Source organism: Sneathiella marina, from assembly GCF_023746535.1.
GTDB lineage: Bacteria > Pseudomonadota > Alphaproteobacteria > Sneathiellales > Sneathiellaceae > Sneathiella > Sneathiella marina.
Genome location: NZ_CP098747.1, coordinates 189,377 through 205,819, shown reverse-complemented (window position 1 = coordinate 205,819; position 16,443 = coordinate 189,377). Strand labels below are relative to the sequence as shown.

The following is a 16,443-nucleotide window of genomic DNA, read 5'->3' as shown; positions in this document are numbered from 1 at the left end:
CTCCCCTCTGCTAAACTCAAAAAGGAAGTGATATTCCGAATTATTAGAGAAAACTTTGCCTCGGCGCGGCGCGCGCCAATCCCGCATCAGGAATTGGAGGAAATTTCTTTAACTCGGCTTCTATTGGTTCTGTTCCCCAGCCCGGACGGTCAGGAACTGTCATATACCCATCCGTGATGTCCGGCAGATGCGTAAAGATATCCCGATCCCAGGAAACGCGGTCCACATCGATCTCCATGATCCGTAAATTTGGTACCGCAGCACAGAAATGCGCGTTCATCATGGTGCTGAGATGACCGTAGAAATTATGGCACGCGACATTTACATCAAACGCGTCCGCTGCCGCCGCAATATGCATGGACTGCCAGACGCCATTCCACAACGTATCAACGATTGCGACATCGATAGACTGGTGATCAAAAAACGGGAGAAATTGATGCAGCCCGATCAACGTTTCACAAGAGGCGATGGGATGCTTGCTTTGCGACCGGATCATGGAAAGTGCCTTGGCATCAAGCACATCCAATTCCACCCAGAACAGATCCAAGTCTTCCAACTCTCTTAGAATAGAAAGATATCCTTCCGGTCGAGAATTGAAATTGAGGTCCAGCATAATGTCCATGTCATCGCCTGATGTTTCCCGCAACAATTCAAGATGTTGATGCAAGCCCTTACGGAGATTTTTCTCGGCATTTCTGGATGGGTCAAATGGCCGGCCAAATCCTGGGGCCCAGCTTTTCGTTTTACCGTCGTCATCATAATTAAAAACGTTGGTTTTAAGAGCGGTATAGCCACCCTCCAAGGCATCTTTGACGTTTTCACGCACGCCACCTACATCAATAATATCTTTCTCAAAATGTCCGACCCGCGCTCTATGTGAGACAAAATGAGACCAATATACCCGTATTCGATCGCGAATTTTCCCGCCTAAAACCACATAAGCCGGAACATCCAAAGACTTTGCATACAAATCAATCAATGCATTTTCAATGGATCCAATTGCTTGCCCAACGACACCTCCCGCCCCAGGACGAGTGACGTTCAGCAAATCCTGCCTGATTGCCTGGTGATGAACAGCATTTTGACCAATTATACGTGGCGCGAGAGATTCAATGACGGAAGAAACATGCGGCATACCAAAGAACTCATCAAACTCGCTCCAGCCAATGAGACCATTTTCCGCCGTTATTTTTACAAAGTGGAAATTGCGCCAGGAATTGCTGCAAGACAGCACTTCAATTTCGCCGATAATCACGCTTGGAATCATGGATATTCAATCCTTACTACATTTTTCTTGATATTATATATTCTATAGAATATTGCATTTGACAAAAATCCTGTCAACTATGCATTCTGCAATCTGGCGCGGGTCCAGATCACAGATTTTTGTTAATTCATTGATTTATTTGTGTTTTTCTGAGAAAAATTTTTAAATTTTTGCTTTTCAGTCTTTTGCCAGGATATCCAGGTAAAAATCTCCTGCATTTCGCTCATGAATTTCTACCCGCCTGGCGGCTTCTGCAAATTCGCCTTCGCGCAATTTGGACTGGATATCCCTATGCTCTTGTAAGGCAGCAGCCATTCTTTCTTTCGTAGGCGTGATACGAAGCCTTTTAGGAGACATATGCCCGTACATACTGTCAAGAAAACGCCGGCACCAAGGAGCATGGTCTCTGTCAGAAATAAGATCGTGGAATTCGTAGTTCTTCATCCCAAAACTGTCATAGTCATCATTATCCAATGCAAGCTGCATTTCATCAAGAACGTCATCGATAGCCTGCAGGCGGGCTTCATCAAATGCCAACCAGCCAATTTCAATCGCAAGCCCGCCAACAGCACCACGAAGCCTACTTATCTCGCGCACCTGCTCTACTTTTACACCTTGGACGATTGCACCTACATGCTGCTGGATTTGCAGCCACCCTTCTGAAGCAAGGCTTTGGAATGCTTCACGAATGGGCGTATCACTTATACCAAGCGCTCGCGCGACTTCTCGGGTGGTAATACGATCGCCAGGTGCATAAACGCCGGAAAGAACAAGAGTTTGAATATGCCTTTTTGCAAGATCGGTTTTCGTCAGAAAATCAGTATCGGTATTTGGGAGCATTTTTGTATTTATCCGCCTTGCATAATGAGGACCTTAGACTATCTCATTCCATATTCTATAGGATTTCCGAAAATTATATAGGGTTTTGACGAACGTTAATAAATTGTCATCCGCAAGATCACTGAAGGATTGGCAGCTTCGATATCCTGAAATGGCGGACAGCGCGCCCCAAAACCCGATGGGTACCAGAACAGGTATCTTAGCATTTATTGAGAAAATTGGAGCGGGCGATGAGATTCGAACTCACGACCCTAACCTTGGCAAGGTTATGCTCTACCCCTGAGCTACGCCCGCTCGAGCGTGCAACTTATGTTGCGAGGCGGGATAATACGTAAATAGCTCCTGAATGCAAGCGCGTTTTACAAAAAACATGCTATTTCCATTTTCTTTATTTGCTTAACCGCAATTGGCCGCTATTTTCCATCCCCTTCTTTACAGGAAAGAGAATGTGATGGCGGCGACTTCTGAAGAATTATTTGCTAAACTTGACCAGATGGGAATCACATATGAAACCCATCAGCATGATCCGGTTTTTACGGTCGAAGAGGCCCAGGCTGTCCATCGGGATCTGGCAGGTGGCCATAGTAAAAATCTTTTTCTCAAAGACAAAAACGGGGATTTATACTTGCTGGTCTGCCTGGAAGATACGGTGGTAAACCTGAAGTCGTTCCGCAAATTGGTCGGTGCCAAGAACCTGAGTTTCGGAAAGCCCGAACTCTTGAAGGAGACCCTCGGAATAGATCCTGGCTCCGTAACGCCTTTCTCCTTGATCAACGATGCGGCGCAAACGGTCACCGTCGTGTTGGAAGCGCGCATGATGGAAATGGACATGCTCAATTTTCACCCGCTCATAAACAGCATGACAACACAGATATCTTCGCAGGATTTACGCAGGTTTATCTCCGATTGTGGTCATGCCCCTATTATTGTAAATCTGGACAACCCCGATTAGCAAAATCACCCTGCGACTTGATTGACCGGTAAACATGCCTAAATCCTTCCTAAGGTGCCCTTAACAAACAGAGCCAGAGATGCTATTGCCTTGTTTGTGATTGTCAGTGATCATTCTTCTACTCGTTTGAAAAACACTCTTTTTTTGGTATATTGATTCTATGGAAACGCTACTCGACGAAAACACGGCTTCGGGAAATAACTGGGTCAAGGACGGCTCGGCCCAGACCTTTGCCCAGGATGTAATCGACGCCAGTCAGGAGAAGCTGGTGCTGGTGGATTTATGGGCTCCGTGGTGCGGACCTTGTAAGCAGCTCGGGCCGATGATCGAAAAGGTTGTCGAAGAGGCCAAGGGGGCCGTGGCGTTGGTCAAAATTGATATAGACCAGCATCCTCAAATCGCACAAAGCCTGCAGGTGCAATCTATTCCGGCGGTTTTTGCCTTTAAGGACGGGCGCCCGGTTGACGGTTTTATGGGGGCCGTCCCGGAAAGCCAGATAAAGGAATTCGTTGAAAAGCATGCCGGACCCATTGGCCCCTCCCCCATCGAGGCGGCATTTGACTCCGGCACCGCTGCCCTGGAAGAAGGCAATACGGAAGTCGCCCTGACGGCCTTTGTCAAAATTCTCGACCTGGATCCCGATCACGTTGATGCGAAGGCGCAATTGGCGCGGGTATATGTTCAGCTCGGTGAGATTGAGGCTGCCAAGGAACTGGTTGCAACGCTTGACGCCGGTGACCAGAAATCGGCCATGGTCTCTGCTGCTTTGGCTGCTATTTCCCTGGCGGAGAATGCCGTCGATGCAGGTGATATCGAACCGCTTCGCCAGAAGGTTGAGGCGGCGCCGGACAATCTCGACGCCCGTTTCGAACTTGCCCAGGCCTTGTTGGGCGGCGGGGAGAATGAAACCGGCGGCCAGGAGCTATTGGAGATTATCCGGCGGGACCGGGACTGGAATGACGCCGCCGGGCGTGTGGAACTGCTCAAGCTGTTGGAAGTTCTCGGTCCAGCAGATCCTTTGACGAAGACATTTCGCCGGCAACTTTCCGCTATTTTGTTCTCATGACGGAAACGGGTGCCATGACCGGGTTGGAGGAACTTCCCTCTGTTCTGCCGATATTCCCGCTCACCGGCGCATTGTTACTGACAACCGGTCAACTTCCCTTGAATATTTTCGAACCGCGCTATCTGGCGATGGTCAATGATGCCATGGAAACCCATCGTCTGATCGGCATGATCCAACCCAGAGATCCCGACTCCACCCTTCTGGAGCCGGAAATTTATTCAGTCGGCTGCGCCGGCAAGATCTGTGAATATGCAAAGCTTCCCAATGGCATGCTGCGCATTACACTTGAAGGCGTTTGCCGGTTCCGGATTCTGGAAGAATTGAATGTCAGTACACAGTACCGGCAGATACGTGCGGATTTTGACACATATAAACAAGACCGGACGGAAATACACAACCAGCAAATTGACCGGGACGCCCTGCATGAAGCGCTGCATCATTTTCTGGAGTTTGAAAATGATGCAAAGGACTGGCAGGCACTGGATCATCTGGAGGATGACAGCCTGATCAATTCGCTGTCCATGATCTGTCCGTTTTCACCGGCTGAAAAACAGGCCCTTCTGGAGGCCAAGGATATTTTCTCCCGGTCAGAATTATTGATCAGCCTTCTGCAAATGATGTTGCAGCATGACCAAATGCACAACACGGTACAATAAACGGAATTCCGGGAAGAGAAATCAGCATGGCAGACAAGGAAATACCGACCGTCGATCCAAAACTCCTGGAGATACTGGTGTGTCCTCTAACCAAGGAAACCCTGACTTATGATCGTCAGAAAAATGAGCTGGTGAGTGAAAAAGCCGGCCTCGCCTATCCGATCCGCAATGGTATTCCGATCATGCTGGTGGAAGAAGCCCGTCAGCTTGACGGAGACAACAGTTGATGACCGGCGAGCTATACGACAATGCCGGGCGGCCAAAACCAATTGAAATCAAACTGAAGAAAGAGGAAAAGCAGCTTCTGGTCTCTTTCTCCGACGGCCACGCCTTTCAGTTTCCGGCAGAATTGCTGCGGGTTGAAAGCCCGTCTGCTGAAGTGCAAGGCCACAGCCCCAGTCAAAAGCAGATTGTCTCCGGACGGCGTCATGTGGGCATCATGGGCCTGGAGCCGGTTGGGAATTACGCCATCCGCATCAGTTTTGATGACCTGCATGATACAGGGCTTTTTTCCTGGTCCTATCTATATGAGATGGGATTGCAGCAGGAAACCATTTGGGAAACCTATCTTGAAAACCTGACCCGCAATGGCTTGAATCGCGACCCGTAAGGACCCTACAAAGGTTTTCCCTGCAGCATCCTGGGCATCTTGCCAACAGTCCCGCGGGCATGCTCCATAAAAAAGCCCTTGAGCTTGGGCATTTTATTCACGGCCGCCAGCCCGATATCCCGGGAAAGCCGCACTGCCGGTATGTCAGACCCGAAGAGCCTGTTGAGACCATCGGTTATGGCCAACAAGGCAATGCTGTCAAAACGGCGCCATCTTTGGTAATCCTCAAGTACCGTCGCACCGCCCATATCGAGACCGAGGCGAGAGGCATCGATAACCACCTGTGCCAGCGCCGCCACATCCCGCAATCCAAGGTTCAGCCCCTGCCCGGCGATCGGATGCATGCCATGGGCCGCATCGCCGATCAGGGCCAGCCGCTCTGCCATATACTGTTCCGATTGATGCAAGGAGAGGGGGTAACTCCAGCGCGGACCGACAACCTCCAACGCGCCTAGATAGTCACCGAACCGCGCCGCCATTTCAGATTGAAAGTCGTCATCGGGCAACGCCATGATTTGTTTGGCGCGTGCCGTTTCCTCGGTCCAGACCAGAGAGGACCGGTTCCCGGTCATGGGCAGAATGGCGAACGGACCCGGATTGAGAAATCTCTCCTGGGCAACCCCTTGATGAGGCAGCTCATGGGCGACCGTACAAACAATGCCGGACTGGTTATAGGACCAGCCAACGGTCTTGATGCCGGCCAGTTTACGCAATGGCGATTGCCGGCCATCGGCCGCGACCACCAGCCGGGCACTAAGGGTTTCTCCCGACGCCAGTGACGCCGTGACGCCAGTAGTATCCCGGTCAATGGACAGATACTCCGCCGGGGCGATTATTCTCAAGCTCTCCAGTTCCGCGGCCCGCCGCGACATGGCCAATCGCAAATAACGGTTCTCCACCATATGACCGAAAGGCTCATCTCCAAGCTGGCGATGGTCATAATGCAGGAAGCATTTGGACGGGCCGTCGGTGATGCGGATATCCAGCATCGGCTGTTTCTCTTCAACATGGTCCCAGATACCGGCGGATCGGAACAAGTTGCGTGACGCATGGGCGATGGCGGAGACGCGCCCGTCGAATTCCGGGGACAAAAGTGTTTCAGGCACCTGACGCTCCAACACCACAACATCAAGACCGGCAGCCGCCAGAGAGATGGCCAGGGGCAAACCATTCAAGCCGCCGCCAACAACTAAAACATCTGACTTAATCACTTTTTTCTCATCGGCACTCTTCATGGCAGTCTTTAATTCCCGATCATATTGTGTCTCTTAGTATATAGGGGTAGTCTCTTCGAATGACAAAAGCATGGCACGAAATGACAGCCCTGGAACTAGGGCATCTTATAGGGGAATGCGCAATCGATCCAATTGATCTTGCGCAATATTTTTATGATCGCATCGAAAAAGCCGATCCACAAAAGCGCATATATGTGCGCTTGACGAAAGAACGGGCCTTGGCAGAGGCCGCCGCAGCCTCCGAGCGCGCCAAGAACGGCACCCGGCGCAGCCCGCTGGACGGCGTCTCCATATCCTGGAAGGATCTTTTTGATACGGCCGGTGTCGCAACGGAAGCCGGCGCCCCCCTGCTGGAGGGGAGGATCCCGTCAGAGGATGCGGAATGCCTGAAGCGGGCAACAAGAGCGGGGCTGGTCTGTCTTGGAAAAACCAATATGCCCGATATCGCCTTTTCCGGCATTGGCGTGAATGCCTGGACGGGGACAGGCCCCAATCCTCATGACAAAACCGTCGACCGGGTTCCGGGCGGCTCTTCCGCCGGGGCCGCCTTGTCCGTGGCGCAAGGTTTGGCCGCCGCCGGCATTGGATCAGACACAGCAGGGTCCGTCCGTATTCCCGCCTCCTGGTGCGGGATTACCGGCCTGAAAGTTACCCATGATGTCATTTCACTGAAAGGCGTTGTGCCGCTTTCCTATTCACAAGATACCATCGGCCCCCTGACAAAGGATATCGCCGACGCAAACGCCTTATATGCCATTCTTTCAGGCGAACCTGCGGCGGATTTGCAGGGTGTTTCCTTGCAAGGGGTGCGGATCCTGCGGGCCACATCGCAGTTTGATGAGCTTACGGATCCATCGATCATGGCAAAATTCAAGGAGGGTCTTGCCCTGCTTGAAGCCGCAGGCGCTGAGGTCACCGAAGGACCGGTTCAGGCCTTCGACGACGTCATAGATCTGTCCGCCAAACAGGGAAGCCCGGCCGCCATTGAAGCCTGCATGATGTATGGTGAGCGACTTCACGCAAATCCGGACGGAATGTATGCGCCGATCACACAACGCATTCTTGCGGCTGAGAATTATTCAGCCGTTGGCATAACCGCGTTGTTTGACGGGATGAAGCGACTTGAACAAGAGTATCTGGAGCAGACAGCCGGATATGATCTGGTTGTGGGGCCAACGCAGCCGCAGCATCCTCCGGAAATTGCTCCGCTTCTGGAAAATGTAGACGCCTATCTGGCAGCAACCCTCATGTCAATCAGCCTCACGCGGCTTGGCAATCTCCTGAAACTCTGCGCGACAACCTTGCCCTGCGGCAAGCTGGACGGATTGCCTGTTGGCATGATGCTGATGGCTCCGGCCCATCACGAAGGCAAGCTCCTGCGCCTGAGCGCTGCTGCAGAAAACGTCCTCACATCGATGAATGCCTAAATAATAATCAGTGTTCGAATATTGATTATTATTTAGGCAATTTTTCCTGCCATTTCAGGTTTATCAAACGGGTTCTTTTTATAACCTGCTGATTCTTAACGTTTAAAATCCTTTTCGCTTTGTTGGCACAGCTCTTGAATTCAGTCTCTTGAAATCTGGGGAAACCGCCCCGTGATCACAACAAACCGCAGAGGTTAAAATCATGAAGCTGGTTATGGCTGTAATTAAACCCTTCAAACTGGATGACGTGCGCGACGCACTTACATCCATCGGTGTTGAAGGACTGACCGCGACCGAGGTTAAAGGGTATGGCCGTCAAAAAGGGCATACGGAAATCTACAGGGGAGCCGAATATGCCGTCTCTTTTCTCCCGAAAATCAAACTTGAAGTCGCTGTAAAGGCCGAACTGGTTGAGCAAACGGTTGAGGTTATCGCCTCGGCCGCAAAAACCGGCCAGATCGGTGACGGAAAAATCTTTGTCTATGACTTGAATAATGTCGTCCGCATTCGCACGGGCGAAACCGACGCTGACGCACTCTAGGAGAAATTACATGCGTAACATACTTAACCTAAAAAATGCGGCCGCCGTCACTGCCGCCTTCATGGCGCTCAGTGCAGCACCTGCTCAGGCGGCGGTTGATGCAGAGACCGCCTATGTCCTCAATACATTTTCCTTCCTAGTGAACGGTGCCCTGGTCATGTGGATGGCGGCCGGATTTGCCATGCTGGAAAGCGGCCTGGTGCGATCCAAGAATACGGCGACCATCTGCCTGAAGAATATTGCCCTTTATTCCCTCGCCGGGCTGACCTTCTATCTGGTCGGGTATAACCTGATGTATCTGGATGTTACCGGCTATGTGGGCAGTTTAAGCCCGTTCTGGGGGCCCGATGATGCGGCGGCTCTGGAGGGGACCTTTGAAGAAGGTGGATATTCGGCCTCGTCAGACTGGTTCTTCCAGATGGTTTTCGTTGCGACCGCAGCCTCCATCGTCTCTGGCGCCCTCGCCGAGCGGGTCAAACTCTGGTCCTTCCTTGCTTTCGTTGTCCTGCTGACAGCCATTATCTACCCAATTCAGGGATCCTGGGTATGGGGCGGTGGCTGGCTTTCCGAAATGGGCTTTTCGGATTATGCCGGATCGACCCTGGTTCATTCCGTTGGTGGCTGGGCCGCTTTGTCCGGCGCCATTATCCTCGGCGCCCGAAAAGGCAAATATGCAGCGGATGGCCGGGTCCAGCCAATTCCCGGTGCCAATCTCCCGCTTGCCACTCTTGGAACCTTCGTTCTCTGGCTGGGTTGGTTCGGCTTCAATGGCGGGTCCGTCCTGGCGCTCGGTTCTGCGGCCAGCGCCATTGAAATGTCCAATGTGTTTGCCAATACAAATATGGCCGCCGCCGGCGGGGTAATCGCCGCCATGGTCATGACGCAGGTTCTGTACAAGAAGGTCGACCTGACAATGGCGCTCAATGGGGCCATCGCCGGACTGGTGTCCATAACAGCCGAACCTGCGGACCCGTCAATGGGCATGGCGGTCCTGATCGGTGCTGTTGGCGGCGTCATTGTCGTGCTGGCGGTGCCCTTTCTCGACAAGCTTAAGATTGATGATGTTGTCGGTGCCATTCCCGCGCATTTATTCGCCGGTATCTGGGGCACCCTGGCCGTTGCTTTTTCTGATCCGGAGGCAACCATTATCACGCAGCTTATCGGAATTGTTGCCATCGGCGCCTTTGCCCTTGTCCTCAGTACGGTCTTCTGGTTTATCCTCAAATTCACCATCGGCCTACGCGTGGACGAGGAAGATGAAGTGATGGGGCTTGATAAAACAGAGCTTGGTCTGGAAGCCTACCCGGAATTTGGTAGAGGATCGCAGACCTTATAGCCGCAACCTGCACGCCACATATTTGTGCAACAATATAAAAATGCCCAAAATTTGGTCAGTTGAATGACTAGATTTTGGGCAATTTCCGGGAAAATAGACCGGTAATCTCCCTATATCCGCTGAAATCTTGGGCATATCAGGTTTGGCATGCTCCTTGATAAGGAACGGATAACCCGCGAGCAAACGCGGTGATAAATATGAGGGAGAAATAACCAAATGTCCGATGCGATTACGGGCTCTGACGTCCTGTTTGTTCTTATGGGTGCAATCATGGTTTTTGCCATGCATGCCGGATTTGCCTTTTTGGAAGTCGGCACCGTACAGCGCAAAAATCAAGTTAACGCCCTGGTCAAGATCCTTGTTGATTTTGGCATCTCCACGGTCAGCTATTTCTTCATCGGCTATGCCGTTGCCTATGGTGTTGATTTCTTTGTCAACGCAGCTGTTCTATCCGGAACCGCTGAAACTGAGGGCTATGCGTTTGCCAGCAATGGCTACGACCTCGTCAAATTCTTCTTCTTGTTGACATTTGCCGCCGCGATCCCGGCAATCATTTCCGGCGGGATTGCCGAACGGGCGAAATTCTGGCCACAACTTTTTGCAACAGCGATCTTAACGGCGCTGATCTATCCCTTCTTCGAAGGCATAATCTGGAACGGGAATTTTGGCTTGCAAGAGGTCATAACCAATATCTTCGGTGTCGGCTTTCATGATTTTGCCGGATCGATTGTTGTACATGCGGTCGGCGGCTGGATTGCCCTTGGCGCCGTCCTCCTGCTCGGTGCCCGCCGCGGACGATATCGGAAAGACGGCCGGGTTATGGGCATTCCGCCCTCGAACATCCCCTTTCTCGCCCTTGGGTCCTGGATCCTGTGTATTGGCTGGTTCGGCTTTAACGTCATGAGTGCCCAGTCCATCGGCGGCATATCCGGTCTGGTGGCGATGAATTCCCTGCTCGCCATGGTGGGGGGCATCATCGCCGCCCTCCTCGTCGGAAAAAACGATCCCGGCTTTGTCCATAACGGCGCGTTGGCAGGATTGGTCGCGGTATGCGCCGGCTCCGATATCATGCACCCGATCGGCGCCCTTGCCACCGGCGGTATTGCCGGCGCCCTTTTCGTATTCGCCTTTACCCTGTGCCAGAACAAGCTGAAAATTGATGATGTTCTTGGTGTCTGGCCCTTGCACGGTCTTTGCGGCCTCTGGGGCGGTATCGCCGCCGGTATTTTCGGGCTGGAGGCGCTCGGCGGGCTGGGCGGCGTCAGCTTTATGGCACAACTGGTTGTCAGCCTGATCGGATGCGCCTACGCGCTCGCCGCCGGGTTCGTTGTCTATGGCCTGTTGAAAGCCAGCATGGGTATCCGCCTGACGGAAGAAGAGGAATTCATTGGCGCAGACCTCAGTATTCACAAAATCGGCGCCTATCCGGAAGAGGATCTTAGGTAAAGGACCCTCCCTCTGGCGTTCATAGTGGTATAAAAACACAGGCTGTCTTTTTATGACCGTCGGGGCGGCGAAGCTGCTTGTGCCGAGAGGACTAATTATTTAAGTTCGAGCACGTTTTGTTCTCTACAAAAATGGTTTGCACGGACTTGATGCTGAATTCTGACTTATCACAATTGAGGGGATCCCCGTTTGAGGCCTTGAGGGCTCTATTGGGGCCCTTGTCAGCTGCGCCGAATTTGGCGCCGCAAACCCTGACCATCGGCGAGCCGCAACATACACCGCCTCAGTTGATGATTGATGCCTTGCGGGCCAATGAACATCTCTATGGTAAATACCCGCCGGTAGGTGGCAGTGCCGACTTACGCAGCGCCATCACCAACTGGCTGGATCGCCGCTATCATTTGCCTGCGGGAATGATAGAAGCGGACCGGCATATTGCGCCGGTAAACGGAACCAAGGAAGCCCTGTACATGATCGCACAGGTGATCACGGAACGGGCCGGACATAATCAGGCGAAACCCGCCATCCTGCTGCCCACCCCCTATTATCATGTCTATCATGCCGCCGCTGTCATGGCCGGCGCGGACGCGGTTTTTATGCCGGCAACCAAACAATCGGGGTTTTTCCCGGACCTTGACGCCCTCGACCCCGACCTGCTGGACCGGACAACAGCTTTTTATCTGTGCAGCCCGGCCAACCCGCAAGGCACCTGCGCCAGCAAGGATTATTTGCGCCGGGTGCTAGGGCTTGCCAGAAAGCATGATTTCATGCTGGTCATGGATGAATGCTACACCGAAATTTATGATCAGGAGCCACCGGCCGGTATTCTGGAAATCTGCAGGGAAGACGGTGGCAGCCTCGATCATGTCCTGTCCTTTCATTCCCTGTCCAAACGGTCCAGCGCCGCCGGTCTGCGATCCGGGTTTTGTGTCGGCCAGGAAGATATCATCAGGAACTTTCTGAATTTACGGAACTTCGCCGGGGCCGCGTCCCCCTTGCCCGTATGTGCGGCTGCGGCAGCCTTGTGGAATGATGATGCCCATGTGGCAGAAAACCGGGCCTTGTACCGGCAGAAATTTGATATTGCTGAAAGACTGCTGGCCGGGCGGTTTGACTTTTATCGACCGCAAGCCGGATTTTTCCTTTGGCTGAATGTCGGCAATGGGGTGGAGGCCACGAAACGCCTCTGGACGGAGGCCGCGTTACGGGTCTTGCCGGGCGCCTTTCTCAGTGTCACCGATGAGCAGGGCGTCAATCCCGGCGATGAATATATCCGTGTTGCCCTGGTTGGCAGCGCCGACGCCACGGAAGAGGCTTTATCTAGACTCGTCAATAGCTTATAGAATACAGGTATGATGGCTAAAAGTAGAAGTTCCAAATCGATCTCTCTCCTGCCGACAGGTAGTGTGGACTTTATCCACCGGCGGGTTATTGAACTTGCCGGGCTGGCATTGCTGGTTCTAGCGCTTATCTGCGTCCTGTCCCTTGTCACCTATTCACCTGCGGATCCGAATTTCAATCACGCCACAGACGGCGCGACCAGCAATTTGCTGGGTACCGGTGGGGCCCATTTGGCGGATTTGCTGCTGCAGACAATCGGTTTCGGCTCGATAGCTCTTATATTGGGCCTTCTCGCCTGGGCCTGGCGCGTCATGTCGCACCGCGGTCTCCCTTGGGGTTGGATCCATTTGGCCGTCTTCCCGTTCGGGATCTGTTTTACCTCCGCCATGCTGGCGGCATTGCCGGTGGCCGATGGCTGGCCGCTTAATTCCGGTTATGGCGGCATCGTCGGCGAAGTGATCTTCAATTCAATTATCGTTCTGGGGCAGAAAATCGGAGTGCCCATTCATCCCGCCATTCTGGGCCCGGTTCTCTTCGTTTTTGCCGCCGTCTTGCTGCTCGTCTCCTTTGGGATGTCGCAACAGGAGTGGCGGGTTATCGGCGGTGGCTTCAGGACCATCTTGCAAACATTGCTTCTGGCACCGGGCTACCTGCGCGGTTTCAGGAAAAAATCTGCCGATGAAGATGAGACCGAATATGACGAGATCGACGCCCCTGTCGCAACACCGAAAAAGAAATCGCGGGAAAAGAAGGTCAAAAAACCCGTCTTCCGTAAATCGGCGGAACCGCATATCGAGCAGCGCAGCAGCAAAACGGCAGTCGGTAAACGTGTCGCTGCCGAAAAACAGCCTGCTCTCGACCTTGGCCCCTCCGGCGAATACCAATTGCCGCCGCTGGATCTGCTATCCCTGCCCGACACCAAGCTGGTTGCCAAGCCGATCAGCGAAGAAGCGTTGTCGAAAAATGCCCGATTACTGGAATCCGTGCTTGATGACTATGGGATCAAGGGAGAAATCAGCCGGGTTCGGCCCGGACCGGTTGTCACCTTGTATGAACTGGAACCGGCCCCAGGTCTGAAAAGTTCGCGGGTAATCGGCCTTGCCGACGATATTGCCCGTTCCATGAGCGCCATCTCAACCCGTATCGCCGTTATTCCGGGGCGTAATGCCATCGGCATCGAGCTGCCAAACCAGCGGCGGGAAACCGTTTTCCTGCGGGAACTGCTCTCCGCCGCCGCCTATGAAAGCACCAGTTCCAAGCTGACATTGGCTTTGGGCAAGGATATTGGCGGCGATCTGGTGGTCGCCGATCTAGCCCGGATGCCCCATTTGCTGATCGCGGGAACCACTGGTTCGGGTAAGTCCGTGGCCGTGAATACCATGATCCTGTCGTTACTATATCGCCTCTCCCCCGAAGAGTGCCGCTTTATCATGATCGATCCGAAAATGCTGGAATTGTCCGTTTATGATGGGATCCCGCATTTGCTGGCTCCGGTCGTAACCGAGCCGGGCAAGGCTGTTGTTGCCTTGAAATGGGCGGTGAAGGAAATGGAGGATCGCTATCGCAAGATGGCAGAGCTTGGCGTTCGAAATGTCGACGGTTACAACCAGCGCATCCGCGAAGCCAAGAAAAAAGGCGAGGTTCTCAAACGCACCGTGCAAACCGGTTTTGATGCGGTGTCGGGCGAACCGGTCTTTGAGGAGCGCGGTCTGGACACCGATCCGCTTCCGATGATTGTCATCATCGTTGATGAAATGGCTGACCTGATGATGGTCGCCGGCAAGGATATCGAGGTCGCGGTGCAACGTCTTGCTCAAATGGCCCGGGCGGCCGGCCTACATGTTGTCATGGCCACGCAGCGCCCCTCCGTGGACGTCATCACCGGGACCATTAAGGCCAACTTCCCGACCCGCATCAGTTTCCAGGTCACGTCAAAAATCGACAGTCGAACCGTCCTCGGTGAACAGGGCGCGGAACAGCTTCTGGGCCAGGGTGATATGCTCTATATGCCGGGGGCAGGACGTGTGCAGCGCGTTCATGGGCCGTTCGTCTCGGATGAAGAAGTTGAGCAAGTGGTTACTTTCCTGAAAAGCCAGGGCCAACCGGATTATAAAAATGAGGTTACCGAAGAAGCCCAGGGTGATTTTGACGGAATGTCCGGTGCACCCGGCGGTGGCTCCAGCGGAGATGAGCTATATGACCGGGCCGTCGAACTGGTCTGCCGCGAACGCAAGGCTTCCACCAGTTTTGTTCAGCGTCACCTGCAAATCGGCTATAACCGCGCCGCCCGTATCATTGACCAGATGGAAAAAGAGGGCGTCATCGGCAGTGCCAACCATGTGGGAAAACGGGAAGTTTTGGCCCGGGATATTGACGACCGTGAATATTAGGGCAAATTTAGCCGTTGAATTCCGATCCTGGTCTGGCAATCCCCGCATACAAGCCTATATCTAGAACAATATTTTAACGACCCTGACAGAAAACTGGAAATTTTATGATGCGGCAGCTGCTGAAAAAACTGACCCCTGCCCTCGCCGGGCTAATGGTTGCCGGAATGCCAATTATTGCACTGGCCGAGTTAAGTGCGGCAGATAAAATCGAGATTACCCGCGCTGAAGCCTATCTTAACGACCTTAAATCCATGCAAGCCGAATTTCTGCAAATCGATGCTTTTGGCGGTGTGACAAAAGGCGATGTTTATATGCGCCGTCCCGGACGCATGCGGTTCGAATATAGTCCGCCTGCCCAAATCCTGGTTGTCGCCGATGGGACCTGGCTGGTTTTTCATGACAAGGAACTGAAGGAAACAACCCGGTTACCGCTGTTCACAACGCCGGTCAGTGTGCTGTTGAAAGACGAGATAAAACTCAGCGGCGATGTGACGGTAACCAAGGTAGAAAATGACGGGAAAACGCTCCGGATTACTCTTGTCGATACGGAAAACCCGGATGAAGGCAGTATTATGCTGGTGTTTGCTGACGAGCCCCTTAAACTGCGTCAATGGCTCGTGACGGACGCTCAAAATAACGTCACGAGTATCAGCATCGGCAATATTCAGAGAAATCTGAAACTCCGGCCGGAGCTGTTTACATTCTTTGATAGCGATTACGAATAGGCGCCCCGACTGCCATGCATGACGACGAATTCGACGATGAAGAAGAAGAGCTGGATCTTGACGATTACCCGACACTGGTATCGGTTGTCCGCTTTAACAAATTGCTCCCCTCCATTTCCTGGTTTGAGGAAGTCGGTCAGCCGCTGACGGAGGAATCGTTTGCCGTCGCCCGGGATTATATGAACGCGCTTGGATTTCCCGATGCCTTTGTGGGTGAAGTGGAGGACTGGGATGACGCGGCCTATGCCGCAAGCAATCCGGACTGGAACAGTGACTGGTGGGAAGCTGAAGAACAGCTGCGCATGGGCCTGACCACAGCGGCATTAGAGCTCATCAGCGAAGAAGATCTGAATGCCGCGCTCACCCAAATTTCGGCAACGGCCTCCTCAGTGGTAACCACGGCGGTTGAAGCCATCACCGACGATAACGGAATTGAGGATCAGGAACTGATCCGCGCCGCCGTCGGCTCGGCGTTGCAAACCTGCCATCAGGCTGCCCTCGTCCTCGCGGCGGGCGAAGAGGATACCCATCCCTTTGCCATCAAATACAAACTCTTCGAACAGGGCCATTGGCCGATCGCTATCACGGGCAACAGCTTTAATATCTTTTAG

16 protein-coding genes and 1 tRNA gene are annotated in these 16,443 nt (G+C 53.0%); 13 read left to right on the top strand and 4 right to left on the bottom strand.

Annotated features, from left to right (window positions below; all coding sequences use genetic code 11):
* Window positions 1–43: 43 nt before the first annotated feature.
* The 3 genes from NBZ79_RS01100 to NBZ79_RS01090 all read right to left on the bottom strand — a co-directional run bounded on the left by NBZ79_RS01100 (window position 44) and on the right by NBZ79_RS01090 (window position 2,401).
* Window positions 44–1,267, bottom strand: coding sequence for a mandelate racemase/muconate lactonizing enzyme family protein (locus NBZ79_RS01100; protein WP_251934678.1), 1,224 nt, complete (start codon window positions 1,265–1,267; stop codon window positions 44–46).
* 177 nt (window positions 1,268–1,444) lie between these two features.
* On the bottom strand, window positions 1,445–2,107 hold the full coding sequence (locus tag NBZ79_RS01095; protein WP_251934676.1) for a GntR family transcriptional regulator: 663 nt from the start codon (window positions 2,105–2,107) through the stop codon (window positions 1,445–1,447).
* 219 nt (window positions 2,108–2,326) lie between these two features.
* Window positions 2,327–2,401, bottom strand: a tRNA-Gly gene (locus NBZ79_RS01090).
* A 157-nt stretch (window positions 2,402–2,558) separates the two neighbouring features.
* Between NBZ79_RS01090 and NBZ79_RS01085 the strand changes: the two genes are divergently transcribed.
* From NBZ79_RS01085 to NBZ79_RS01065, 5 genes are all read left to right on the top strand, one after another.
* Window positions 2,559–3,059 carry a prolyl-tRNA synthetase associated domain-containing protein gene (locus NBZ79_RS01085; protein ID WP_251934674.1) on the top strand — a complete coding sequence of 167 codons (501 nt, stop codon included), beginning with the start codon at window positions 2,559–2,561 and terminating at the stop codon, window positions 3,057–3,059.
* 160 nt (window positions 3,060–3,219) lie between these two features.
* Entirely contained in the window at window positions 3,220–4,125 is a 906-nt protein-coding gene (gene trxA / locus NBZ79_RS01080; RefSeq protein WP_251934673.1) for a thioredoxin, read from the top strand.
* Window positions 4,126–4,139: 14 nt separating this feature from the next.
* Window positions 4,140–4,781 (top strand): LON peptidase substrate-binding domain-containing protein, encoded by a 642-nt coding sequence (locus NBZ79_RS01075; protein ID WP_251934671.1) that lies wholly within the window; start codon window positions 4,140–4,142, stop codon window positions 4,779–4,781.
* A 26-nt stretch (window positions 4,782–4,807) separates the two neighbouring features.
* A complete protein-coding gene (locus NBZ79_RS01070) occupies window positions 4,808–5,008 on the top strand; it encodes a Trm112 family protein (RefSeq protein WP_251934669.1) in 201 nt (66 codons plus the stop codon).
* Window positions 5,008–5,391, top strand: coding sequence for a gamma-butyrobetaine hydroxylase family protein (locus tag NBZ79_RS01065; protein ID WP_251934667.1), 384 nt, complete (start codon window positions 5,008–5,010; stop codon window positions 5,389–5,391). Before NBZ79_RS01070 ends, NBZ79_RS01065 begins: the two co-directional genes overlap by 1 nt.
* A gap of 5 nt (window positions 5,392–5,396) precedes the next feature.
* Here NBZ79_RS01065 and NBZ79_RS01060 read toward each other — a convergent pair whose 3' ends face one another.
* Window positions 5,397–6,626 (bottom strand): FAD-dependent oxidoreductase, encoded by a 1,230-nt coding sequence (locus tag NBZ79_RS01060; RefSeq protein ID WP_251934665.1) that lies wholly within the window; start codon window positions 6,624–6,626, stop codon window positions 5,397–5,399.
* A gap of 59 nt (window positions 6,627–6,685) precedes the next feature.
* Between NBZ79_RS01060 and NBZ79_RS01055 the strand changes: the two genes are divergently transcribed.
* From NBZ79_RS01055 to NBZ79_RS01020, 8 genes are all read left to right on the top strand, one after another.
* Window positions 6,686–8,053, top strand: a complete 1,368-nt coding sequence (locus tag NBZ79_RS01055) for an amidase (RefSeq protein WP_251934663.1) — start codon at window positions 6,686–6,688, stop codon at window positions 8,051–8,053.
* Window positions 8,054–8,255: 202 nt separating this feature from the next.
* Entirely contained in the window at window positions 8,256–8,594 is a 339-nt protein-coding gene (locus tag NBZ79_RS01050) for a P-II family nitrogen regulator (RefSeq protein WP_251934661.1), read from the top strand.
* A gap of 10 nt (window positions 8,595–8,604) precedes the next feature.
* Complete coding sequence (locus NBZ79_RS01045) at window positions 8,605–9,930, top strand: ammonium transporter (RefSeq protein WP_251934659.1); 1,326 nt, start codon at window positions 8,605–8,607, stop codon at window positions 9,928–9,930.
* Between the two features lie 216 nt (window positions 9,931–10,146).
* A complete protein-coding gene (locus NBZ79_RS01040; RefSeq protein ID WP_251934658.1) occupies window positions 10,147–11,376 on the top strand; it encodes an ammonium transporter in 1,230 nt (409 codons plus the stop codon).
* A 149-nt stretch (window positions 11,377–11,525) separates the two neighbouring features.
* Window positions 11,526–12,719 (top strand): aminotransferase class I/II-fold pyridoxal phosphate-dependent enzyme, encoded by a 1,194-nt coding sequence (locus tag NBZ79_RS01035; protein WP_251934656.1) that lies wholly within the window; start codon window positions 11,526–11,528, stop codon window positions 12,717–12,719.
* Window positions 12,720–12,728: 9 nt separating this feature from the next.
* Window positions 12,729–15,107, top strand: coding sequence for a DNA translocase FtsK (locus tag NBZ79_RS01030; RefSeq protein ID WP_251934654.1), 2,379 nt, complete (start codon window positions 12,729–12,731; stop codon window positions 15,105–15,107).
* Window positions 15,108–15,211: 104 nt separating this feature from the next.
* Window positions 15,212–15,832, top strand: coding sequence for a LolA family protein (locus tag NBZ79_RS01025; protein ID WP_251934653.1), 621 nt, complete (start codon window positions 15,212–15,214; stop codon window positions 15,830–15,832).
* A gap of 14 nt (window positions 15,833–15,846) precedes the next feature.
* Window positions 15,847–16,443: a hypothetical protein gene (locus NBZ79_RS01020; protein WP_251934652.1), complete on the top strand. Its 597-nt coding sequence runs from the start codon at window positions 15,847–15,849 to the stop codon at window positions 16,441–16,443.

Coding starts and splice junctions, on each gene's coding strand:
- NBZ79_RS01035 (WP_251934656.1), top strand. CDS start 11,526: ATGCTGAATTCTGACTTATCACAATTGAGGGGATCCCCGTTTGAGGCC.
- NBZ79_RS01085 (WP_251934674.1), top strand. CDS start 2,559: ATGGCGGCGACTTCTGAAGAATTATTTGCTAAACTTGACCAGATGGGA.
- trxA (WP_251934673.1), top strand. CDS start 3,220: ATGGAAACGCTACTCGACGAAAACACGGCTTCGGGAAATAACTGGGTC.
- NBZ79_RS01070 (WP_251934669.1), top strand. CDS start 4,808: ATGGCAGACAAGGAAATACCGACCGTCGATCCAAAACTCCTGGAGATA.
- NBZ79_RS01025 (WP_251934653.1), top strand. CDS start 15,212: ATGATGCGGCAGCTGCTGAAAAAACTGACCCCTGCCCTCGCCGGGCTA.
- NBZ79_RS01075 (WP_251934671.1), top strand. CDS start 4,140: ATGACCGGGTTGGAGGAACTTCCCTCTGTTCTGCCGATATTCCCGCTC.
- NBZ79_RS01100 (WP_251934678.1), bottom strand. CDS start 1,267: ATGATTCCAAGCGTGATTATCGGCGAAATTGAAGTGCTGTCTTGCAGC.
- NBZ79_RS01055 (WP_251934663.1), top strand. CDS start 6,686: ATGACAAAAGCATGGCACGAAATGACAGCCCTGGAACTAGGGCATCTT.
- NBZ79_RS01060 (WP_251934665.1), bottom strand. CDS start 6,626: ATGAAGAGTGCCGATGAGAAAAAAGTGATTAAGTCAGATGTTTTAGTT.
- NBZ79_RS01030 (WP_251934654.1), top strand. CDS start 12,729: ATGATGGCTAAAAGTAGAAGTTCCAAATCGATCTCTCTCCTGCCGACA.
- NBZ79_RS01050 (WP_251934661.1), top strand. CDS start 8,256: ATGAAGCTGGTTATGGCTGTAATTAAACCCTTCAAACTGGATGACGTG.
- NBZ79_RS01045 (WP_251934659.1), top strand. CDS start 8,605: ATGCGTAACATACTTAACCTAAAAAATGCGGCCGCCGTCACTGCCGCC.
- NBZ79_RS01065 (WP_251934667.1), top strand. CDS start 5,008: ATGACCGGCGAGCTATACGACAATGCCGGGCGGCCAAAACCAATTGAA.
- NBZ79_RS01040 (WP_251934658.1), top strand. CDS start 10,147: ATGTCCGATGCGATTACGGGCTCTGACGTCCTGTTTGTTCTTATGGGT.
- NBZ79_RS01020 (WP_251934652.1), top strand. CDS start 15,847: ATGCATGACGACGAATTCGACGATGAAGAAGAAGAGCTGGATCTTGAC.
- NBZ79_RS01095 (WP_251934676.1), bottom strand. CDS start 2,107: ATGCTCCCAAATACCGATACTGATTTTCTGACGAAAACCGATCTTGCA.